The following is a 22109-nucleotide window of genomic DNA, read 5'->3' as shown; positions in this document are numbered from 1 at the left end:
TTAAGAGCTTTTTTTCCAATTTAACTTTTGAAATGCTCTATAGGCTCTTCCATTAAAATAAAAGAAATAAGTAGTCATTCCTCCGAGTCTAATTAACTTTTTAGCTAGCTTATTGCGATCCTTATGTGTAGCTACTTTATCGTCTGATAAATAAACACCCAATAATCCTCGGTTAATCAATTTGTGAAAATTCTCATGTGGTATCCCCTTCAAGTGGTCATCAGCTTTTTCCACGAAGTACTCTAGCCTTTTCATCATAGAAGATTCAGAGGAATAATAACTGCAGAAATTCAAGTCACCACCAAGCTCATCCTCGTCTTGATCAATCAAATAATCCAGTAAAATATGTAATCCCTGAATATATGGGAAATAGCTATTTCTAATTTGTAAGGCCTGCGTTTCTTCAAAATCACCTTGGAAAGCATACGCAACTAAACAGAATATACCTAATGTTGAACCAGTACATGCTGAAAATTCATACCATTCCATGTCAGGAAGATTTGATTTATGCTTTTGAAACCAATTTTCAAGTCTTGGTACACGTTCTTCTTTTTTTACATGCTTATGTACTTGAAGATCACAATAATAACCAGATAATTCAATAAGATGCTTTGCAATGATAGGATAATGCTTTAACTCAGCTAAAACATTTTGACAAGTTTGCACAAGACTGTGTAAATACCCACCATCATCTTGATCTTCTCTGTATTGGTAATAATTTTTACATGGGGCTCCGCAGGTTAAAGCATCAAGCATAGATTGATGTAGCATTCTGAAATCCTCAGGATCCAAGGATGTACTTCGATCACATAAGTTATCTAAATAATCACTTATCGTTTGATACGCAACAATAAATTCAATACATTGCTGTTTATGTGTACCAGAGATAATTGCTAATATTCCTCCACCCTCACAGTGAAATTCTTTTTCATTTATACTATTGATTGCTTGAGTTCTTAACTCTTTATTAGGAATTTTTTCTGCATATTCTCGCCAATGACCAATGTAAAAATGGACAATTGGGAAAATTTCACGATACACTTTCGTCATTAATCTTAATGGATGCTGCGGTACTGTCAAAGGGGGTGTCACCTCTTAATTATAAATTTTTATATTTAAGTATCTGATTGATCTTCTGGTCTATCATTCAAGCAGTGAGTATCGAAAAAGTGCTTCGCTCTCTCAAATACTTGTTCACGTTCTGGCTCACTAAAAATTTCATGATACAAGCCTTCCCATTCTTTATAGCTCTTCTCAAGAAGATCAACTTTGTTAAACCACTCTTTTACAAGTGACTTATCAACAATTTTATCCGCTCCTCCTTGCATAAGTAGCAACGGAACTTCCTGGAATTTACCGACCTGCTTTTGTGCCTCTTCCATTGCATGTATCAGTTCACGATACCATCTAACCGAAACCTTTGTCACATATAAAGAATCATTTTCATCATTATCTTGCACAGATTTATTCCTCGTTGCAATTGAAACATTTAAATTTGACTCAACCTTAAAAGAAGGTGCAATAATATTTAACCCTCTTGAAGCAAGTTCCAATGCTTTATTAGGCTTATATAAAATACCTAAACAAGGTGATGATAATATTACGGCTTTTACTTCCTGATGTTTCTCCTGTAAAGAACGAATAACAACCAAACCACCCATACTATGTCCTATTAAAAATAAAGGCAGATTGAACTTTTTTGCTTCTTTAATCCATTCATTAACCTCTATAATGTATTCGTCAAAGGATTGAATATGTCCTCTTCTTCTCGTAGATGTTCCTTGACCTGGTAAATCGCCCATAATGACATGGTAACCAGCTAGTCTCCACATTTCAACAAGCCATTTATAACGACCATGATGTTCAGCAGCTCCATGAACAATGACGATTACACCCTTTGCTAGCTCTACTTCAGCTTCCCATTTCCACATAATTGCTGCCTCCCTTTTCAATAGCCTAAAAAATAAGTTTGTTTCAATTTTTCAATCGCTCCTATTAAGTTTAATAGAGCCTTTGTTATAATAAAACTAACGATAAAAAGTATATTATTCCCATAAGAAAGGACGAACAAACATGATTTATCCTTACAAAGATCAAAGCCCCAAAATATCAGATTCAGCTTTTATTGCTGATTATGTAACGATCACTGGAGATGTTGTTATCGGTGATGAGACAAGCATATGGTTTCAATCGGTAATAAGAGGCGATGTAGCACCTACGATTATTGGTGATCGAGTGAATATTCAAGATCTATGCTGTTTACATCAAAGTCCCAACAAACCTCTTATCATTGAGAATGATGTGACTGTTGGTCATAGTGTAATCCTACACAGTTCAATTATTCGTGAAAAGGCTTTAATCGGCATGGGCTCCATTATTTTAGACGGAGCCGAAATTGGCGAAGGAGCTTTTATAGGAGCCGGTAGTTTAGTTCCACCTGGTAAAAAGATTCCTCCCCACTCACTAGCGCTAGGTAGACCTGCAAAAGTTGTTAGAACTTTAACAAATGATGATCTAAATGACATGGATCGTATTCGTCAAGAATATGTTGAAAAAGGGAAGTATTACAAATCTCTTCAACAAACAACGAAGTTATAATTAACATGGCAATTGGTTAAACCCAGTTGCCTTTTTCACAAAATTGTATTAATCACTACAACAATAATGGTATCACCCTCTGAACGAACATACACGTTATTTCCATGAATGTTTATGAAATTGTCATAAACTCCTCCCCCTCAATTTATTCACAATTCTCTTTTTCACTTTCTTCAAATAGTCATAATCATAAAAAGACAAGACTGCAAAATTATTGTTTGTTTATTTTTTTGAATACCGAATAAAGCTCCTAATATCCACTTATCGATCTAGAAAATTGATTCCCATTGTGCGTAGTGACTGCTGTGAATGATTATATTAACCACAGGGTAACCTTTTATTTAGAAAACATTAACTTTGTGAAAATTATGTGAAGGAATATTTTACAATTTCTTATTATTAACTAAATATTTCTGAACTAAAATAGTATAAGAGAGGTTAACTAAAGGAGTGTCTAAATCAATGAAAACAAAGCTTATCTCCAACATGTATGATTTTGAATGCAAGCTTTTTCGAATTGTGAATCAATTGTATGACCAAAAGCTATTGAATTTCTACTTTCGAAATATAACACATCTTGGAGGCGCCATTGCCACAATAGCCATCACTTTGAGCATCATTATTTTCTCTAGAGGTCATATTCAAGCAACAGCTATTGCAAGTGCAACTGCACTACTTATTAGTCATCTTCCTGTTGCATTGGTTAAAAAGCTCTATCCGCGTAAAAGACCTTATATCTCACTTATTGAAACAAAGGTCCCAGCTAATCCATTAGAGGATCATTCTTTTCCATCAGGCCATACGACGGCGATTTTTTCGGTTATTATACCTTTTATCTTATATATGCCTCAATTGACTATGATATTAATTCCTCTTGGAGTAAGCATAGGCTTATCAAGAATGTATTTAGGACTTCATTACCCTTCAGATGTTTTAGCTGGATGTTTACTTGGAAGCTCTTCAGGGTTTCTAACATACACTATACTAACTGAATTATTCTATACTGCTTCACTATGAGTGAACTGCTCTAAATAACCATTAGTCATATTTGCAAATACGTTTCACTTACAAGTGTAACCGGGGGGATTCGATGAAAATAGCTATTTTCACAGATACTTTTGCACCTGATGTTAATGGAGTTGCACGTACATTAAAACGACTTACTGACTACTTAGAAGAAAACAATTATGAATTTCGAGTTTTTGCACCTGAAAGTACAAAAGAATCAATGTTTTCAAGTCATATTCATCGTTTCACAAGCTTACCCTTTTTCTTATATCCAGAATGTAGGCTAGCATTACCAAATATGCTTCAAGTTAAAGCAGAGCTACAAAGCTTCAAGCCTGATTTAATTCATGTCGCAACACCTTTTAATATTGGAGTGTGTGGTTTACATTACGCTAAAAAATTAAATATCCCTATTGTTGGATCTTATCATACTGATTTCGACCAATACCTTGAATACTATGATCTTCAATTTTTATCAAAAGTTTTATGGAAATATATGCATTGGTTTCATAAACCACATCGCAAAATCTTTGTTCCCTCTAATGAAACATTAGAGCAATTAAAGAGAAAAGGCTTTTCTAAATTGCGTATATGGGGTAGAGGTGTAGACTGCAATTTATTTCATCCAAATTATTCCCATGATGAGGTTCGACATAACTATAAGATTAATGAAAAGTTTGTTTTAACCTATGTAGGAAGATTAGCTCCGGAGAAAGATATTGATACACTAATGAATATCACACATCAGCTTCCTGATTCAATTAAAAATGATGTACATTGGTTAATTGTAGGAGATGGTCCATCAAAAGAGGATATGAAGAAAAAAGCACCAAATAATATGACCTTTGCAGGGTATTTGAAAGGTACTGAGCTTGCAAAAATATATGCATCCTCAGATTTGTTTATTTTTCCTTCTCCAACAGAAACATTCGGAAATGTCGTCCTAGAAGCATTAGCATCTGGTACACCTGTAATAGCATCTAATTCTGGTGGAGTTAAAAATATCATCAAACAAGCAAAAACCGGCTACCTTTGTGAGCCTAAAAATGTCATAGAATTCCAAGAACGCATTTCAGAATTACTTCTAAACAAAGCACTACGAGAAAATATGGAAAAAGAAGCCCGACAATACGCATTAACTCAAACATGGAATCATATTTTCGAAGAATTGCTAAAAGAATACGAAGACGCAATAACAGAAAAAAATCAGTTTAGATATGCTTAAATACCTCATGAAATCATTACATTAATCAGGGACAAATAATCACTGCAAAAAGTAAATTACAAAGATACAAGCGTGAATTCAAGTACGAATTCACGCTTGTTATTTTCTCGATAAATTAAACGGACTGGATTGGATTGAGGATTGGATAAAAACTTACAAACAAACTTATGGTGACAATATTTTTTATTGACAATAGAGCTTGGGAAATGATTTAAAAGTATGAAGTCAACATATACAATTATTGGAATATTTAACTGGTTTGGGACGTCTGGTTGAATGTGAGTAGATCATTTTTTGCAGGGGTCCATTATATGTTTAATAAGAAAAAGTGAAAAATTAATCACAATGATTCACCTTTTTTTAAACACCCCAATAACTTAGTTATTGAAGCTATTGTAGTTTATTGTTTATAGTGAAATGGAGCGGAAGACACTTGACTCCTGCGGGTGCAGAGGAAAGGTCAAGACCCCACAGGCGAAGCCGAGGAGGCTTGACTTCCTCCCCGCGGAAAGCAAGTGTCTGCAGCGAAATGTAACGAACCAGTTACTACTAACAAATAAATTCAGAAGCAACAAAGTCAAAAAGCATTTTATTCAAAAAAAAGAACAATACCCCAAAGCGCATTGTCCCAAATATCACAACTCAAATTCCCACTCATCCTTTAAAATCAAATAAAGAATCAATAAATTATTTTCAACTTCTTCATTTGTTTTCCCAACAACATCCATACCAATTTTAGAAAACACAATATTTCCAATTCTCTCTGTTAATTGCTTCCTTTCATCTACCGGTAATTGCAAAATACGATTACTATAAACCTTGAGCAATTCCCATTCCTTTGATGTTAACGATTTTAATGCCCATTCCTCAATCACAAGATCTTCTTTTCTCAGACCCTTCCTAGCAATTTCCTTCTCAATTGGTGAAAGCTTCTTACTATTTTTAGCTTTTCTTTCATGAATAACAATTGTACCCGCAACTATATCTCCAACTCTTTTATGTTTTGAGTGAAAGAAAATCATAATCATTCCCAATAAATAATTTGCTGGTAGGGTATCAATTATTCTTAATAAATTTCTAATAAAACTAGATAATAAAGTTAAGCTATGTCCATTATCCTGAATAACACGTATTCCTATCATTTTCTTACCTAATGTTTTTCCACCATAAAAGAACTCAAGCGCAAAAAAGTAGCCCCAATTTAAAACGAAAAGAACAATGATGGTAATGGCAAATGGATAGGAATAGAATTCATACATAAAAATAAACTCAACAGGCATATCGTACATCAGGATAAATGTTCCAATAAGTATCAACACACTAACGGTCGTTAAAATTAGATGATCAATTAGTAGTGCTGCCGTCCTACTTCCTAACCCGGCAGGTTGAAATTTTAATGAAACATATTCAGGTGTTTTTATATCAACATGTTGCTGCAACACACTCACTACTTTCTTGGATATTTTTCCCTAATATGGTTTCTATTTTTCTATAATATCACTATAATAAGATAGGTAAAGTGATATATACATATATTTAGATAAGAAGGTGGAACGATGAATATCAAGCAGTTTATGAAACAACATCGAGATGACTGGAAGCAGCTTGAACAGCTTATCTCTTTATTAAGTAAAAAAAGGCGTTCATTGACTGGTAATGATATCGAGCAATTTAATCGCCTATATCAAAAAACAGCGCAAAACCTTTCATACAGCCAAACTTATTTTCCTACAGAAGATGTTACAACATATTTAAATGGACTTGTTTCTAAAGCTCATAATTTATTGTATAAAGACCAAACTTCAAGTATGAAACAATTTCGGTATTTTTTTAGTACGACATTTATCGGACTATTTTTAAAGCAATGGAAGTTTGTGATCATTGCTATGCTTTTATTTATATTAGGAGCAGTAGGAAGCTATTTTTCAGTTTTAAATGATTCACTTAACATCTATTCCATTTTACCTGCTGATATCGCTCAAGGAGTTGATCCAGAAAGCTTAGGTGATCATGATGGAGCAGTAGATTCACCTTTTATGTCTGCGACCATTATGACAAATAATATACAGGTTGCTATATTAGCTTTTGCTGGTGGTATAACCTTCGGAATTCTAACTGTTTATCTATTAATCTACAATGGAATTATCATCGGTGCTTTAGCTGCTCTATTTTGGCAGCATGATAAAGCATATGACTTTTGGGCATATATAGTTCCGCACGGGATGATCGAGCTTACTGCCATTTTTATTGCAGGAGGAGCAGGCTTGTTAATGGGATATAAGCTTTTTGTCCCTGGTCCATATACAAGAGCATATCAGCTTAAAAAACAAGCTAAACATTCTGTACAATTATTACTTGGAACCATTCCGTTATTTGTTATTGCTGGGATTATTGAAGGATATATCACACCTGCTCCTATTTCATTAGAAGCAAAATATATTGTTGCTATTTTAACTGTTTTCGGACTAGTTTTTTATGTTTTAATCGGAAGATCCCTTCTTGAACGTAAAAAATTGACTAATCTATAAAATCCCTTGATTCATCATTGAAATATAGTTGGAAACTGCTACAGTTGCAAGGTTCTCCTCTTTTGCTTCCACCATTTGGAGGCCTTGCTTTTCCCATTTTATTTTTTCGCGCTTCTTAAAAAGCTGTTGCTGCTGAGCAACGCTTTTTTTCATTGCTTTTTGTACATCAGATGGCACAGCTCTCACTTCATTCAACAAAAACTCATCCTCGATACCTAACATTAAAAACAAATGACGCTTACGTAATCGTTTTAAATAAACTAGTGCACTTTCTTCGTGTAGAAAGGTTTGAACATCACTAAATAATAGAAGTAAGCTCCTCTTCTTTTGTAACGTCTGTAAATATGTTAAAACAGCTGCATAATTTGACTCTGAAGCATCAACTTCTAGATTGTATACTGCCTCAAGAATTGTTTGTAAATGTGCCATCCCTTTAGCAGGTGGGACATAAACCTTTACGTTCTTAGAAAAAGCTAGAACAGAGACATAATCACCTTTTTGAAGAGCTGCTGTGATAAGAGTTAATGCCGCCTCTAATGCCTTTTCTAATCTGTTACTTTTGGAAAGCTCAACACCCATCATTCTTCCACAATCAATTAAAACTGTAATATACTTTCCATGTTCAGGCTCATATTCATTTGTCATAACCTCTTGTAATTTTGCAGTCTGACGCCAATTTATTTTACGCGGATCATCCCCTACAACAAAGCTTCTAATCTTTGTAAATTCTCCGCTCCCTGTCTTTTGTTTACGTACCTTCATACCTTCGTGTAGTAAGAACTTCTGTGCACTTTCGAGATAATTTCTCGTTGATGTTAAATCTGGAATGACTTTAACTGTATGTTCTTGATGTGTTTTGGCTTGCCTTTCCCATAGCCCCACTAAACTTCTATATCTTATATAAATCTCTTTTACAGTATACATACCTCTTATCTTTGCAATTGCCTTGTAAGAAGCAGTTGTTGAACTTTCTCCTTGAACAAATCCCATAATAGGAAAATCCGTTTGAAAGGATTGAGGAATTCCATCAATCACTCTAAACTTAACTTGATGTTTAGAGTGATTTGTTATATTGATTGAAATAGGATAAGAAATCCCTCTTTCCATTTCATCAGGAATTCTGCGTTCAACAATGATTTGTTTAGTAGCTGGTATGAAAGCTAAATCTATTAAACTAAGCAATAAAAAAAGTAGATTAATTAAGATTAATACCACCCAAGAAACATCCCAGATTGATAACAGGAGCAATCCTGTAGACATTATCAAGAAAAAGGCAAGCAATTTCTTTGTAGGTAGAATTCCTTTATCTCGGAACAGGAGTCGCCCCCACAAGTTCTTCAATAATTTGATCAACGGTTGTTCCCTCCAATTCTACATGTGGAGATAATTGAATTCGATGTCTTAAACTTGGCTTTGCAACAATTTTAATATCATCTGGTGTGACATAATCTCGTCCAGATAGATATGCCCAAGCTTTTCCTGCTTTTCCTATTGAGATAGCAGCTCTAGTACTTGCTCCAAATTGTATTGAATCTGTCTCCCTTGTTCTTCTTACAAGTTGCATAATATAATCTAAAACACTATCACTTAAGGTTATTTGTTCGATCTCATTTCTTATCATTAAAAATGATTCCATATTGAGTATTTGTTTCAACGTACTTTTCATTTCATTTTCCAATACTTGTTTCAGTACTTGCTTTTCGTCTTCAAAAGTTGGAAAGTCAATTAATAATTTAAATAAAAAACGATCCTGCTGTGCCTCTGGTAAAGGATATGTTCCCTCAAATTCGATTGGGTTTTGTGTAGCAACAACAAAAAACATTTCTGATAATTGATAGGTTTCACCTTGAATCGTTACCTGCTTTTCTTCCATCGCTTCTAACAAAGCTGCTTGTGTTTTAGCAGGAGTTCGATTAATTTCATCAGCTAAAAGTACATCTGTAAAAATCGGTCCCTTCAAGGTTTGAAAAGAACCTTCTTTCATATTATAAACTGTACTTCCGGTTATATCACTAGGAAGTAGATCAGGAGTAAATTGAATTCGGTTGAATTCTCCACCTAAAAGCCCTGCCAATGTTTTAACCATTTGTGTTTTACCTGTTCCTGGCACACCTTCTATTAACACATGTCCACCAGCTAGAATAGAAGATAACAAAAGTTTAAGATTTAGATCTTGCCCAACTATTCGTTGTTCATATTTTTCAAATAAGGATGTTAATTGTGAATTCATCCTTCTTCCACCTCTTTCCTTAAGGTATCAAGTTTTTTAGACCATAGTAAATATTCTTGTTTCGTTAGCTTCTTTTTAGTTAAAGCTTCAGATAAACCTTCAAGAAAATTTTTTATTTCTTTGTTACTTTGCTGTTTCCACTTTCTTTCTAAATCACTATATACATCTTCCCATGCTTTACTATATGGAATACTCCACTTCTCCTGAAGAAGTGACTTAACAAAATCTGCTTGAATCAATAAAGAATCATGATAATTCTTACTTCTAAGATACCATGCAGCAATAGCTTTAATTTTTTCATCACTAAATCTCACATTTTCTTCTCTAGCTACTATAATAGGTCCAAATCGTTTTCCTTGGTACCATAAAAACAAGATAGTAATGATTAATCCTTGTAATAGCAATAATAAAAACCACTTTGGATATACAGCAATAAATGAAGAAGAGTTTTGCTGTCCATGAATATATTCATCAAACAAGTAATTCTCACCATCAATGCTATTAATCAATGTCAAAATAAGTGATGTATGATCATCATTGATAATATTTCTATTCATTAACCATTCAGGACTAGTTGCAACAATAAACTGACCTTCACCAAAAGAACGTTTCAAAGCTAGTACACCGTCAGATTTACTATGTAATAAAATTTCATCATCATTATGAGCTTTAAGAGTTATACTAGAATTCACTTCGGCCTTGTAGCTATTACCTTGGTCATCATAAATTGTTCCTTCTGGCAGTAGTTCTTGATCAAAGATAACATTCACATCAAAGTAACCTTTAGGATTTTGACTAAATAAAATGATCGTATTACCAGCTTCCATATAATTTTTATAAGCTTCCATTTCTTCAGTACTTGGCACAAAAGCTGGTTCAATCATCAGAAGTACTTGATTTTTATCCTCTGCTGGAAGTAAATTAGGTGGTCTAGTCCAAGCAGAAATAGAGTTTGTTTCGTTTTCTAAATACGTAAAAAATGCTTTTGTTCCTGTTGGGGAAGGTGAGTTTGAAACATAATTTTGGTAATACTCTGGCTTTCCTGAGGCAAGGAAATAGCTGCTAAATAAAATAATCAGTAAAAAAATAGGAATGAGAATCCAATTTTTCATCTTTATAGATACATTTGCCAAAGCTTACACCCCATTTCTCTCACCTTGCTCAGATAAATGATGATGAAATTCTTCATCCTCAATTAAGTTTAAGACAATTTTCTTAAAATGATGATATTCTTCTTCCCCAATGATTCTTTCTCCATAAGTAACCTCGTCAAACAATTGTGCTAGATTATAAAATTGGTTAGCCCATTGTTTATTTACTTTCATTAATTCATCATAATACTCCCAATTTGTTTTCCAAATTCTCGCTTTTAACAGATTCTTTTCATGAAAATAAAGGAGAAGTCCCAAGAACAAATGCCTTGTTGATAAATTAAATTCTCTCTGCAATTCCTGCCTATTTGACTCTCTAAGATGCTTTTGATAGGACCATTTCATTTCATCAATTGTTTGAAGTGGTTGATATTTCCTTAGAGCTCGTTTACGTTTTCCATTTCGAAGAATGATAAAAACAAATACACCCAAAAGTAGCAAAATCATGATAACAATTAAAGTTAATAAAACTTGACCACCAATTCCACTAGCTGGCTCTATCGTAGGAAATAGACCCTCTAACCATTCAGATAACCAATCTTCAACCGAATTCCACCATTTCTCAATAAAGCTAGGAGGCTTTTCTTCATACACCAAATATTCCCGTTGATTTAAGATTTCCTGGAGTTCTTTTTTTGCTTTTTCATCATTTAGCATCAGACTCCCCCCTCAGGTAATTAACCGATCCTCTTTCATGTTAGAAGTCTTATGGTTATTGTAGTTCTTCATATTCATCAATCAAATCTTTTAAGTCATCAGCATCATGTCTTACTTTCAAATCAAAATATATGACCGCATATCCAACTGCGAAAAATAAAGCTGTTATTAACGACACTGTATTAACAATAAGCCCTAATAAAACACTATTTCCTAATAAAACAGAAAACGATAATTGAAAGGCTCCACTAATAGTGCTAGTAATAAGTGAAAAAATAATATAAAGACCAATTAAAGGCCAAGCACGTTTTCTTGTTAATCTCCAGCTTCTTGTAAATCCTGGTGAGCCTTCTTTTAATGTGACAGAGCCAAAGTAAAAGCTCCATCTAGTTAATAGATAAGCAATTCCCACAGCAAATGCTAAAAATAGAAGTATGCCTAGTAATATTCCTAAAATTGGATTCATCGCTCCTGATACAAAACCAGCAATAAAGACTACAACAAGAGGTATAGTAATCATGAAAAACACAATTAAGAAAAATAGAATACTACTACCAATCAATGGCCAAAATCTTGAAAAAGCTCCTTTAATCACTGACCCTACTGTATATTCTTCATCTTTTCGAATATGGTTAACAGCTAGAATAATAGCAGCTTGAGCAACAGGCAAAAATATTAAACTAACTAAACTTACTAATAGTAAACTAATATCCGTACCGAGACTTCCTGATGTGTCAGTATATTCATATGTACCTTGTTCGAAACTTGAGAGTACTTGCTCAAACCAGTTTGATCCAGTCCCTGTTTCTCTAAAAAAACTTGTTCCGAATAATAATTGAACAACAGCTTGAACAACATAGATTGGTCCTACTAAAATAAGAAGTATTAGAAAGAAGTCTGAAAAACGCTGCTTACTCAGACGAAAGGTATGATCGAGAATTTCTCCAAACCCTTTTGGTTTATTAAATAATGAGTTCATATGTCATTTCCTCCACTAAAAATTTTTGTCAACATCATCTATTTTATCATTTTTTGGTAGCTGTTAAGTAAAAAAATTGTAAACAATGGAATATTATCCATTATTTATATAAGCTATTTTTATATATTTATTGTGCATATTTGAAAAGCTGTAAAAAAGTGAAAGAAAAAAGGAGACCTAAAGTCTCCCATTCTAGAGGTAATATTCCATAGCAAATAGAACATATACACAGCACTTATATCAAATTATTGTACTTTCACTTTAACCTCAGCATGATCATGAATTTCGGCTTTCTCAACATGAACAATAATATGATACAGTCCCACTTCATCAAAAATAAAATTGGAAATATAAGACCCTTTCGTTGTTGATTCATTTGCATCAACATAATAATGATGATCGTTTCCTTCCTTCCATATCTCAAACCGAACTGTAGCATCTTTTAAAGGATCATTACCTTTATATATCATTGTACTTAATTCTGCTTCTTTGTTTACCGAAAAATCAGCTAAATCCTCTGTCATAATTTTGACTGAACTATGCTGATGTTCTTCTTGGTCTGCATGGTCTTCGTGATTACTAGTACTTCCTTCTTGATTTGTGGATTCATTTGCACCACCCTCACCAACCTGAATTGTCTTTGTTGGCATCGTGTGATAGCTTTTGACATTAGTATGTGCAGTCACATTATAAAGACCATTTTCTAAAAATTGATACGTTATTTTATATTGACCATCACCTATAAAATCTGCTTCTATCTTTTCAGATTTCTTTTCTTCATCTTTTATTTCAAACGTTACTTCAGCATCATCAACTAATTCTTCTCCATAATATACATTCGCTACAATCGAAATGTCTTCATTAAGAGAAACATGCTCCTTAGCTATAATTTCGACTTTAGGTGCTTTCACCTCTATATCTTCTGTTTTAGCTTTTGTTGCCTCACTTTGTTCATTATGTACATCTGATTCTTGACATCCACCTAACAAAACAGCGAAAACAGTAACAAACAAGAATTTTCTCATCTATGTCAACCTCCATTTATCCTGCTTATATCATAACGTATATATGTTAACTTGATATGATTGTAAAAGTAAACTTCATTAATTATTCACAATATAAATCCCGGATAAACAAATTTCTTCAAATAACTTTAAAAGAAAGCTCTTTGAAATTTTTTTGTTTATTTCCAATCATTTTCTTTAGTCTCGTGTAAAATACAAAAAAAGATCTAATGCACCTAATGCATTAGACCTTTTTTCATTATTATTGTAGAGCTTGCTTGCTTAAAATATCTGCTTTGTCAGTTCTTTCCCATGGAAGATCTAAATCATTACGACCAAAGTGTCCGTATGCAGCAGTTTGCTTGTAAATCGGACGTCTTAGATCAAGCATTTTAATAATTCCAGCAGGACGAAGATCGAAGTTATTGCTAACAACATCAACTAAAACTTCCTCAGAAACTTTTCCAGTACCAAATGTATCAACTGAAATTGAAACTGGTTGAGCTACCCCAATTGCATAAGCTAACTGAACTTCACACTTATCAGCTAAACCAGATGCAACGATGTTTTTCGCAACATAACGTGCAGCATATGCAGCAGAACGGTCAACTTTTGTTGCATCCTTACCAGAGAATGCACCACCACCATGACGAGCGTATCCACCATACGTGTCAACAATAATTTTACGACCTGTTAATCCTGCATCACCTTGAGGTCCACCTATAACGAAACGGCCAGTTGGATTAATAAAGTATTTTGTATTTTCATCAATTAATTCTTTTGGAACAACAGGATTAATTACATGTTCTTTCAAGTTTCGTTGAATTTGCTCAAGTGAAATTTCTGGGTGATGCTGAGTAGAAATTACAATTGTATCAATACGTACAGGCTTATTGTTTTCATCATATTCAACAGTAACCTGTGTTTTTCCATCTGGACGTAAGTATGGAAGAATATCCTCTTTACGAACCTCTGTTAAACGGCGAGAAAGCTTGTGTGCTAATGAAATTGGTAGAGGCATTAACTCTTTTGTTTCATTACAAGCGAATCCGAACATAAGACCTTGGTCACCTGCACCAATTGCATCAATTTCTTCTTCAGACATTTGACCTTCACGAGCTTCTAGTGCTTGATCAACACCCATTGCAATATCTGCTGATTGTTCATCAATTGATGTTAATACAGCACAGGTTTCTGCATCAAAACCATATTTTGCACGCGTATAGCCAATTTCTTTAATTGTTTCACGAACAATTTTCGGAATATCTACATATGTACTAGTTGTGATTTCTCCAGCAACTAATACTAAACCAGTTGTTACAGACGTTTCACACGCTACACGTGCATTAGGATCTTTAGAAATAATAGCATCTAGAATAGAATCTGAAATTTGATCACAAATCTTATCTGGATGGCCCTCTGTTACAGACTCTGAAGTAAAAAGACGTTTTTTAGTCATAATTAATGCTTCCTCCTCATATTTCTTTTTCATGTTTTGATCCGGAACTCTTCCCTAAGTATGTTCTCACCAAAAAAATAGGTTTTTCATGGTTGAACACTATCTTTAAAGAATCACGTTGGCATGTTTTGTGAACAGAAGTATTATGTACCTTTACCACATGCTTGTCCTGGTAAAACTCTAATGAAGAAGTACTGTTTCTGTTATCAAAAAAACCTTTCCCACATGAGGAAAGGTTTGTAATCGTTCATCGCCTTTCGCTCTTATCGATCAAGGGTTTGCACCTTGCTTCAGGTTAGCACCTTTGCATCGGAAAATATAATAATTGATTGCGCCTTAATTTGAAGCATTTCAATTAATCGCGCACTCATCGCTTTCCTTTGATAGCAGGTTGCTGGGTTTCATCGGGCCTGTCCCTCCACCAGCTCGGGATAAGAGAATCCGTTCAAGGACATATCATAGCGTACTAACCTACTGGTGTCAACAAAAAACGACAAGCCTTGCATACATTATTTCTTTTAATTTGGTGCTGTTAAACATTGTTGTTGATTTGCGTTACAGGCATTACATAGATATTAAAATAATCCAAAGTGTAACTAAATTATATTCTTCCCAATTTAAATAAAAATAGTTATAAAAAAGTGAAAACTCTTACATAAAAACTTTCACAAGTAGTATGTTTTAATAATATTAATGTGTTATACTATTAAAAATGCATGATGTAACACTATAACTTCTGATTATTTAGAAAAAGGTAGGTAATGGGGATGAATATTGCAGAGACAATCAATGAGCTTGAGACACTTATTAAAGGAAACAACGCAAAACATAATTTATCAGTATCTCAGCTGGTCGAAAAAGTTTTAGAGCGGAAAGAAGGCATTTTAACTTCAACTGGAGCTATCCGCGCAACTACTGGTGCCTACACAGGAAGATCTCCCAAAGACAAATTCATAGTGAAAGAACGTTCAATAGCTAATAGAATTAATTGGGGATCTACAAATCAACCTATTTCAGAAGAAGTTTTTGATCGTTTATATAGCAAGGTTACAGAATACTTGAAAAGCCGTGATGAATTTTTCATCTTTAACGGATTTGCTGGAGCAGACAGCCGTTTTCAGCTACCACTAAAAGTAATCAATGAGTTTGCATGGCATAACTTATTCGCCGGACAGCTCTTTATAGAAGGAAACAACCAAAATACTGAATCAAAAGAAAAGCCTTTTACAATAATATCAGCTCCAAATTTTAAAGCAGATCCTGAGATTGATGGTACTAATTCTGAAACTTTTATTATTATTTCCTTTGAAAAAAGAACAATCTTAATCGGAGGAACTGAATATGCAGGAGAAATGAAAAAATCTGTTTTTTCAGTAATGAATTTATTATTACCTGACAACAATATTCTACCAATGCATTGCTCTGCAAATGTTGGGTTTGAAGGTGATGTTGCATTATTTTTTGGTTTATCTGGCACAGGAAAAACCACTTTATCAGCAGACCCTAATCGCCGCTTAATTGGGGATGATGAGCATGGCTGGTCTACTTCTGGTATTTTTAATATTGAAGGTGGTTGTTATGCTAAGTGCATTAATTTAACAGAAGATAAAGAGCCACAAATTTTTAATGCGATTCGCTATGGATCTGTACTAGAAAATGTTGTGTTAGATCCTGATACTAGAGAAGCGGACTATAGTAACTCACTTTATACTGAAAATACGCGTGCCGCTTATTCATTATCTGCACTAGACAAAATCATTATTCCTAGTATTGCCGGACATCCACAAACAATTATTTATTTAACGGCTGACGCTTTTGGTGTTATCCCTCCTATAAGTAAATTGTTGCGAGAACAAGCAATGTATCACTTTTTAAGTGGTTATACTAGTAAACTAGCTGGAACTGAACGTGGGGTCACTGCACCTGAAGCAACATTTTCAACATGCTTTGGTTCTCCATTTCTACCACTTCCTGCAACAGTGTACGCTAATATGCTTGGGCAGAAAATAGATGAACATGAGGTTCAAGTCTTTCTAGTTAACACAGGCTGGACTGGTGGTGTATATGGTGTTGGTGAACGGATGAAATTACAGTATACAAGAGCAATGGTTCAGGCTGCTGTTGAAGGTGACCTTGATCATATTGAAACAATTAAAGACGAAGTATTCGGTCTTAATATTCCTATTCATGTTCCAGGTGTTCCTGATGATGTCCTACAGCCACAGAAAACATGGAGTTCACAGGAAGACTATTTAAAAAAGGCAAAGGAATTGGCTACAGAGTTTAAAGATAATTTTAAGAAGTTTAAGAATGTTTCTCCAACCATAGAAAAATTAGGTGGACCTATACAATATTAAAATCACTCATGTTTAAAAACTGGGACATTATTAAAGAAATTATGCAAAAAGACAAATAAATCTAAATCAGTTAAGTTGAAAGAAACAAGTTCGTTTCATTGCGCTGCAGATATTTGCTTTCCGCGGGGAGGAAGCTAAGCCTCCTCGACGCAAGCGCCTGTGGGGTCTTAGCCTTTCCTCTGCACCCGCAGGAGTCAAATGTCTTCCGCTCCATTACACTGCTTCTTAAAAATAGTGTACGCAAAATCGTAAAATCTATTGTAAACGGCAAACAAAAACCCGAACTATTAAGCGAATGATTAAATGAAATATTATCTTATAATTAGGGTTTATCATTAGCTTAAATACTTATGTTAGTTTGTTTTATATTAATTACAATTTTTAAGTTGAAGGTAGTCCCAATGTGATAGTTTTATATAGAATATCCTGATTGATTTCTGATAGGTAATCATTTCAAACTTTGATGATATACTATTTCTTCACCAAATTACTTTGAAAATCAAATTATGAATATTTATAAAATGAATTATTAAATTGTAATTATATTTTTCAAAACACATTAGTACACATCTACAGTGCAAGAATAACTGATATTGTGCATGTAGAATTTATAATGATAGGAAACTTAGTCAGCTACCTTAGCATTAAATACAAAATAGATTTGAGGTTCAAATTAGAATCTCAAATAAAATAATCTATGTTTTATCACGATTGAGAATATAAGGGAAGCTAACAAATAACCACATAAAAAACCGCTGTTGATTTGATACAACAGCGGTTTTTATTTGCTTCATACATACTTTCATTTTAAAAGGTTAATGGACAAAACTATTTAAGGTTGATTGGAGCGGAAATCAGCCATCACTATACCTCTTTTAAAGGATGTAATTGATTTATACATTCTATCATTTCTTTACCTTCAAATTGTGTCTACACAATCACCAATTACCTATCCAATATTAACCATCAACAATTTACATGCATGATTTCATTGTATCTGCAAATTCAAAATTAATTTGTAGAATTCAAATTGATTAATTTATATGTGATCATTGTTTGGTTTTCTGACAGTTGGAGCTTTTCTACTATTGCTTCTCCTGTTACTTCACCAGTTTTTGTTTTACGGACTTCAATTGGAATATCAATAGGATAAATTCTAAAGCCATCTTTTGTTAATTGAAACGTATTTTCTGCTATACGCTGTTCTTTTCCTTTAGTTACGATCATTGTATTAAATTCAACAGGCATTCCCATAAAGAAACCTCCTTATTATGACAAGTTTTTTATATCTTCATCATACCACCCTTGTCCTATTTTAGAAAATGTTACTGATTTTTCATCCAATTGCAGAGCTTATGTACCGTTTCCCGATTAATAGCTGGAGGGAAATAATGTGTGAATTCTTGAAAATACCAGCTTTCCACAGGCTTCTGAAGATCTTTTAATCTTTTTTCAAGGCGGTACGCATGTTCAACGGAAACATTTTTGTCTCTTACTCCATGAATGATTAGAACTGAACAATTAAGTTTTTCCAGCTCGTAAAGAGGTGTTCTCCATACATAGCGTTTTGGAAATTTTGTTGGTGATCCCCCAATTACTCTTTTCATCATCTTGCGTAAGTCTACTCTCTCTAAATATGTTAGAAACATATCAGAAACACCGCCCCATGTAACTATCGAGCGAACCTCCTCTGAGACAATACCTGCTAATAGAGCCATAACACCGCCCCTTGAGAAGCCGAAAACATGAATACGCTGTGGTTTAACCATTTGATGCTTTTTCAATATTTCTAATGCAGCAATTGCATCAAATCGATCATCACCAGCAAAATCTTCATTACCCTCTCCACCTTGATTTCCTCGATAAAAGGGTGCCATTACAACAAAACCCTCTGATGCAAACTGAACAATACGTCCTACTCTTACCTTTCCAACATTTTTAATACCACCTCGTAAATATAAAAAACCATCGTAGCTTCCCTGCTCTATAGGTTCAGCTAACAACCCTTTTACTTTTAACTTATTTGAAAGATATGTCACAATCCATAGCCGAATATTTGGATTAGGTGATGGAAATTTGATTTTACTTACTATTTTTCCATTCATTGCAGAATCACACTCTCTTCACAGACATTTAAAATATGATAACGATAACATCATAATAGGCATTCACACATTTTTATAAAATAACATATTTTAACTTAGATCAAAAAAATATTCTACTCATATTATCAAAGTACTACAAGTTATTTTAAGATTTTACAAACATTATGATGCTATGCATCTGGGAGGTCAAAGGTAATGAAAAAATGGCTGTACTTATTATCTGTAACGCTACTTATTGTTTTACCACTTTCAGCTTGTAATCAAAACAAGGTTGAAAAAATTAGATTAGCTGAAGTTACCCACTCTATTTTCTATACCCCGTTATATGTAGCTATGGAAGAGGGCTTTTTTGAAGAAGAAGGACTTGATGTTGAATTAACAACAACTTGGGGTGGAGATAAAACAATGACAGCTCTACTATCTGATGGAGCTGATATAGCCCTTGTTGGATCTGAAACATCCATCTATGTTGAAGCACAAGGATCTAGTGATTCTATTATTAACTTTGCTCAATTAACTCAAACAGATGGTACTTTCCTAGTAAGTCGCGAGAAGATTGACAATTTTGAATGGGATCAACTAAAAGGCAGCACATTTTTAGGTCAACGAAAAGGCGGCATGCCGCAAATGGCAGGGGAATTTGTTCTTAAAAAACATAATATCGATCCACAAAATGACTTGGAGCTTATTCAAAATGTTGACTTCGCTAACATTCCAAGCGCCTTTGCTTCAGGTACTGGTGATTTTGTTCAACTTTTTGAACCAACTGCTAGTGTATTCGAAAAAGAGGGAACTGGTCATATTGTCGCTTCATTCGGTACTGAATCCGGTATGATTCCATATACAACATTCATGAGTAAAAATAGGTTTTTGATTGAAAATGAAGAGTCTGCTAAGAAGTTTACAGCTGCAATCTATAAAGCGCAAAAATGGGTTGAAGAAAAAGAAGTCTCAGAAATTGCTAAATCTATTGCTCCTCAGTTCGAAGATACAGAAATAGATCTAATTGAAACAGTCGTAAATCGTTACAAAGAACAGGGCTCGTTTGCCACTGATCCAATTTTAGATGAAGATGAGTGGAATAACCTACAGAATATCATGGACGAAGCAGGAGAGTTACCAAAGCGTATTGATTATAACACACTTGTTAATACAGATCTTGCCAAAGAAGTGATCGAGTAGTTAGGAGGAACACCTATGTCATTTTTAACAGTTGAGAATGTTCATCATATTTACTTAACAAAAGAATCAGCAACTGTTGCTTTAGAGGACGTTCATCTTGCTGTCGAGGAAGGCGAGTTTATTTCCTTCCTAGGCCCAAGTGGCTGTGGAAAAACCACGTTATTATCGATTATAGCCGGGTTAATTAAACCTATTGAAGGTGTAGTGAAAATAGCTGATAAACAAATCATCAAACCAGATACGATGATCGGCTATATGCTTCAACAAGATTATTTATTTCCTTGGAAGACAATTGATGAAAATGTAACTATTGGTCTTAAGATTACTGGACAAAAAAGCCCACAAACAACTGCAGCAACAATGCAAATGTTGAAGGATATGGGACTAGATAATGTTGAAAAACTGTACCCTAGTCAGCTATCTGGTGGAATGAGACAACGAGCTGCTTTAGTAAGAACTCTTGCAACTAATCCTAAGATATTATTACTTGATGAACCTTTTTCCGCATTAGATTATCAAACCAAATTAATGCTAGAGGATTTAGTTGTTCAAACTTTAAAGAAATACAAAAAAACAGCTCTGCTTGTCACACATGATATTGGTGAAGCCATTGCAATGAGTGATCGAATCTTTGTATTCTCAGCAAGACCAGGTAAAGTAAACAGAACGTATCTTGTACCAAAGGAAATTAGAGAGCTTTCACCATTTCAAGCAAGACAGCACCCATTATATAACACTCTCTTTCAACAAATATGGAAGGAGGTTGATCAATATGAAACAGAATGAGGCCATTGAACTTCTTCATAAGCAATATAAAAGTGGTTTAAAACGAGAAAAAAACTGGGTACTTTTCTACCAGTTTTTAATCTTCATTAGTTTCTTTGGATTATGGGAAATTGCCGGCCAAAAAGCTTGGATTGATCCATTGCTTTTTAGTTCACCATCAAAGATATGGAATCTTTTTATTACAAAAATAACTGATGGTACTCTTTTATCACATATCGGTGTAACACTATTCGAAACAGTTCTAGGGTTTATATTAGGCACACTACTGGGAGCAGTACTTGCTGCAATATTATGGTGGTCCTTTAGATTATCAAAAATTCTCGATCCATATTTAGTCATTTTAAATGCCATGCCTAAAGTAGCACTTGGTCCAATATTGATCGTTGCCTTAGGTCCAGGTTTTGTATCTATCATTGCAATGGGAACAATTATTTCTGTTATCATCACAACCATTGTCGTATTCACCGCATTTAGAGAGGTAGATAACAATTATGTGAAGGTGCTTCATACTTTTGATGCAAAGAAAAATCAAATCTTCAAGGAGGTCATTCTTCCTGCATCTTATCCAACAATAGTTTCAACATTAAAAGTTAATGTTGGTTTATCATGGGTAGGTGTAATTGTTGGGGAGTTTCTTGTCTCAGCTAACGGACTTGGATATATGATCATATATGGCTTTCAGGTTTTTAATTTCACATTAGTACTTCTAAGCTTAATCATCATCGCCTTTTTCGCGACGATCATGTATAAAGGGGTAGAGTTATTAGAAAAAAGACTTATTACAACAGAAAAAAGAGGCTAACACCACATACCCTCTGATCATGAGGGTATTCTGGTGCT

General features: G+C 34.1%; 20 protein-coding genes and 1 riboswitch. Of the genes, 8 read left to right on the top strand and 12 right to left on the bottom strand.

Translation table 11 applies throughout. From position 1 onward, the window contains the following. Together JOC75_RS20210 and JOC75_RS20205 are read right to left on the bottom strand one after the other, a co-directional pair. Entirely contained in the window at positions 1 to 1080 is a 1080-nt protein-coding gene (locus JOC75_RS20210) for a tetraprenyl-beta-curcumene synthase family protein (RefSeq protein ID WP_204955780.1), read from the bottom strand. Between the two features lie 35 nt (positions 1081 to 1115). After that, positions 1116 to 1931: an alpha/beta hydrolase gene (locus JOC75_RS20205; protein ID WP_204955779.1), complete on the bottom strand. Its 816-nt coding sequence runs from the start codon at positions 1929 to 1931 to the stop codon at positions 1116 to 1118. 142 nt (positions 1932 to 2073) lie between these two features. Here JOC75_RS20205 and JOC75_RS20200 point away from each other — a divergent pair, with 142 nt between their 5' ends. The 3 genes from JOC75_RS20200 to JOC75_RS20190 all read left to right on the top strand — a co-directional run bounded on the left by JOC75_RS20200 (position 2074) and on the right by JOC75_RS20190 (position 4831). Continuing rightward, complete coding sequence (locus JOC75_RS20200; RefSeq protein ID WP_204955778.1) at positions 2074 to 2598, top strand: gamma carbonic anhydrase; 525 nt, start codon at positions 2074 to 2076, stop codon at positions 2596 to 2598. Between the two features lie 462 nt (positions 2599 to 3060). After that, positions 3061 to 3615, top strand: coding sequence for a phosphatase PAP2 family protein (locus JOC75_RS20195; RefSeq protein ID WP_204955777.1), 555 nt, complete (start codon positions 3061 to 3063; stop codon positions 3613 to 3615). 73 nt (positions 3616 to 3688) lie between these two features. Continuing rightward, positions 3689 to 4831, top strand: coding sequence for a glycosyltransferase family 4 protein (locus JOC75_RS20190; protein ID WP_204955776.1), 1143 nt, complete (start codon positions 3689 to 3691; stop codon positions 4829 to 4831). Between the two features lie 635 nt (positions 4832 to 5466). On the opposite strand, the gene JOC75_RS20185 is transcribed toward JOC75_RS20190, so the two are convergent. Continuing rightward, positions 5467 to 6273: an RDD family protein gene (locus tag JOC75_RS20185; protein WP_204955775.1), complete on the bottom strand. Its 807-nt coding sequence runs from the start codon at positions 6271 to 6273 to the stop codon at positions 5467 to 5469. 114 nt (positions 6274 to 6387) lie between these two features. Here JOC75_RS20185 and JOC75_RS20180 point away from each other — a divergent pair, with 114 nt between their 5' ends. Then, positions 6388 to 7359: a stage II sporulation protein M gene (locus tag JOC75_RS20180; protein WP_204955774.1), complete on the top strand. Its 972-nt coding sequence runs from the start codon at positions 6388 to 6390 to the stop codon at positions 7357 to 7359. On the opposite strand, the gene JOC75_RS20175 is transcribed toward JOC75_RS20180, so the two are convergent. The 7 genes from JOC75_RS20175 to metK form a co-directional block, all read right to left on the bottom strand. Further along, on the bottom strand, positions 7354 to 8712 hold the full coding sequence (locus JOC75_RS20175; protein ID WP_239589596.1) for a DUF58 domain-containing protein: 1359 nt from the start codon (positions 8710 to 8712) through the stop codon (positions 7354 to 7356). The genes JOC75_RS20180 and JOC75_RS20175 overlap by 6 nt on opposite strands. Beyond that, positions 8663 to 9589, bottom strand: coding sequence for an AAA family ATPase (locus JOC75_RS20170; protein WP_204955773.1), 927 nt, complete (start codon positions 9587 to 9589; stop codon positions 8663 to 8665). The genes JOC75_RS20175 and JOC75_RS20170 overlap by 50 nt, the downstream gene beginning before the upstream one ends. Next, on the bottom strand, positions 9586 to 10722 hold the full coding sequence (locus JOC75_RS20165; protein WP_239589595.1) for a DUF4350 domain-containing protein: 1137 nt from the start codon (positions 10720 to 10722) through the stop codon (positions 9586 to 9588). Before JOC75_RS20165 ends, JOC75_RS20170 begins: the two co-directional genes overlap by 4 nt. 3 nt (positions 10723 to 10725) lie before the next feature. Then, a complete protein-coding gene (locus tag JOC75_RS20160) occupies positions 10726 to 11397 on the bottom strand; it encodes a DUF4129 domain-containing protein (protein ID WP_204955772.1) in 672 nt (223 codons plus the stop codon). Positions 11398 to 11452: 55 nt separating this feature from the next. Further along, positions 11453 to 12376 (bottom strand): hypothetical protein, encoded by a 924-nt coding sequence (locus JOC75_RS20155; RefSeq protein WP_204955771.1) that lies wholly within the window; start codon positions 12374 to 12376, stop codon positions 11453 to 11455. 245 nt (positions 12377 to 12621) lie between these two features. Next, complete coding sequence (locus JOC75_RS20150) at positions 12622 to 13401, bottom strand: FixH family protein (RefSeq protein WP_204955770.1); 780 nt, start codon at positions 13399 to 13401, stop codon at positions 12622 to 12624. Between the two features lie 241 nt (positions 13402 to 13642). Then, positions 13643 to 14839 carry a methionine adenosyltransferase gene (gene metK / locus JOC75_RS20145; protein ID WP_204955769.1) on the bottom strand — a complete coding sequence of 399 codons (1197 nt, stop codon included), beginning with the start codon at positions 14837 to 14839 and terminating at the stop codon, positions 13643 to 13645. Between the two features lie 260 nt (positions 14840 to 15099). Beyond that, a riboswitch (SAM riboswitch) is annotated at positions 15100 to 15277 on the bottom strand. Between the two features lie 329 nt (positions 15278 to 15606). On the opposite strand from metK, the gene pckA reads away from it, so the two are divergent. Next, a complete protein-coding gene (pckA, locus tag JOC75_RS20140) occupies positions 15607 to 17196 on the top strand; it encodes a phosphoenolpyruvate carboxykinase (ATP) (RefSeq protein ID WP_204955768.1) in 1590 nt (529 codons plus the stop codon). A gap of 1011 nt (positions 17197 to 18207) precedes the next feature. On the opposite strand, the gene JOC75_RS20135 is transcribed toward pckA, so the two are convergent. Continuing rightward, positions 18208 to 18450, bottom strand: coding sequence for a DUF2584 domain-containing protein (locus JOC75_RS20135; RefSeq protein WP_204955767.1), 243 nt, complete (start codon positions 18448 to 18450; stop codon positions 18208 to 18210). 71 nt (positions 18451 to 18521) lie between these two features. Further along, positions 18522 to 19301, bottom strand: coding sequence for an alpha/beta hydrolase family protein (locus JOC75_RS20130; protein WP_204955766.1), 780 nt, complete (start codon positions 19299 to 19301; stop codon positions 18522 to 18524). A gap of 195 nt (positions 19302 to 19496) precedes the next feature. Here JOC75_RS20130 and JOC75_RS20125 point away from each other — a divergent pair, with 195 nt between their 5' ends. The 3 genes from JOC75_RS20125 to JOC75_RS20115 are packed head-to-tail and all read left to right on the top strand — an operon-like array spanning position 19497 to position 22071. Beyond that, positions 19497 to 20483 (top strand): ABC transporter substrate-binding protein, encoded by a 987-nt coding sequence (locus JOC75_RS20125; protein ID WP_204955765.1) that lies wholly within the window; start codon positions 19497 to 19499, stop codon positions 20481 to 20483. 15 nt (positions 20484 to 20498) lie between these two features. Then, positions 20499 to 21269 (top strand): ABC transporter ATP-binding protein, encoded by a 771-nt coding sequence (locus JOC75_RS20120; RefSeq protein ID WP_204955764.1) that lies wholly within the window; start codon positions 20499 to 20501, stop codon positions 21267 to 21269. Continuing rightward, the gene (locus tag JOC75_RS20115; RefSeq protein WP_204955763.1) at positions 21256 to 22071 is read left to right on the top strand and encodes an ABC transporter permease; all 816 of its coding nucleotides are present in this window, start codon (positions 21256 to 21258) and stop codon (positions 22069 to 22071) included. The genes JOC75_RS20120 and JOC75_RS20115 overlap by 14 nt, the downstream gene beginning before the upstream one ends. Positions 22072 to 22109: the final 38 nt, after the last annotated feature.

The organism is Metabacillus crassostreae (assembly GCF_016908395.1).
Lineage (GTDB): Bacteria > Bacillota > Bacilli > Bacillales > Bacillaceae > Metabacillus > Metabacillus crassostreae.
Note: the sequence above shows the minus strand (reverse complement) of the source record. Positions and strands in the feature narration are given on the sequence as shown.

Bases quoted from the DNA above. Each gene is read 5' to 3' on its own strand.
- JOC75_RS20205 (WP_204955779.1), bottom strand. From the start codon at position 1,931: ATGTGGAAATGGGAAGCTGAAGTAGAGCTAGCAAAGGGTGTAATCGTC.
- JOC75_RS20200 (WP_204955778.1), top strand. From the start codon at position 2,074: ATGATTTATCCTTACAAAGATCAAAGCCCCAAAATATCAGATTCAGCT.
- JOC75_RS20195 (WP_204955777.1), top strand. From the start codon at position 3,061: ATGAAAACAAAGCTTATCTCCAACATGTATGATTTTGAATGCAAGCTT.
- JOC75_RS20190 (WP_204955776.1), top strand. From the start codon at position 3,689: ATGAAAATAGCTATTTTCACAGATACTTTTGCACCTGATGTTAATGGA.
- JOC75_RS20180 (WP_204955774.1), top strand. From the start codon at position 6,388: ATGAATATCAAGCAGTTTATGAAACAACATCGAGATGACTGGAAGCAG.
- JOC75_RS20170 (WP_204955773.1), bottom strand. From the start codon at position 9,589: ATGAATTCACAATTAACATCCTTATTTGAAAAATATGAACAACGAATA.
- JOC75_RS20160 (WP_204955772.1), bottom strand. From the start codon at position 11,397: ATGCTAAATGATGAAAAAGCAAAAAAAGAACTCCAGGAAATCTTAAAT.
- JOC75_RS20155 (WP_204955771.1), bottom strand. From the start codon at position 12,376: ATGAACTCATTATTTAATAAACCAAAAGGGTTTGGAGAAATTCTCGAT.
- JOC75_RS20150 (WP_204955770.1), bottom strand. From the start codon at position 13,401: ATGAGAAAATTCTTGTTTGTTACTGTTTTCGCTGTTTTGTTAGGTGGA.
- metK (WP_204955769.1), bottom strand. From the start codon at position 14,839: ATGACTAAAAAACGTCTTTTTACTTCAGAGTCTGTAACAGAGGGCCAT.
- pckA (WP_204955768.1), top strand. From the start codon at position 15,607: ATGAATATTGCAGAGACAATCAATGAGCTTGAGACACTTATTAAAGGA.
- JOC75_RS20135 (WP_204955767.1), bottom strand. From the start codon at position 18,450: ATGGGAATGCCTGTTGAATTTAATACAATGATCGTAACTAAAGGAAAA.
- JOC75_RS20130 (WP_204955766.1), bottom strand. From the start codon at position 19,301: ATGAATGGAAAAATAGTAAGTAAAATCAAATTTCCATCACCTAATCCA.
- JOC75_RS20125 (WP_204955765.1), top strand. From the start codon at position 19,497: ATGAAAAAATGGCTGTACTTATTATCTGTAACGCTACTTATTGTTTTA.
- JOC75_RS20120 (WP_204955764.1), top strand. From the start codon at position 20,499: ATGTCATTTTTAACAGTTGAGAATGTTCATCATATTTACTTAACAAAA.
- JOC75_RS20115 (WP_204955763.1), top strand. From the start codon at position 21,256: ATGAAACAGAATGAGGCCATTGAACTTCTTCATAAGCAATATAAAAGT.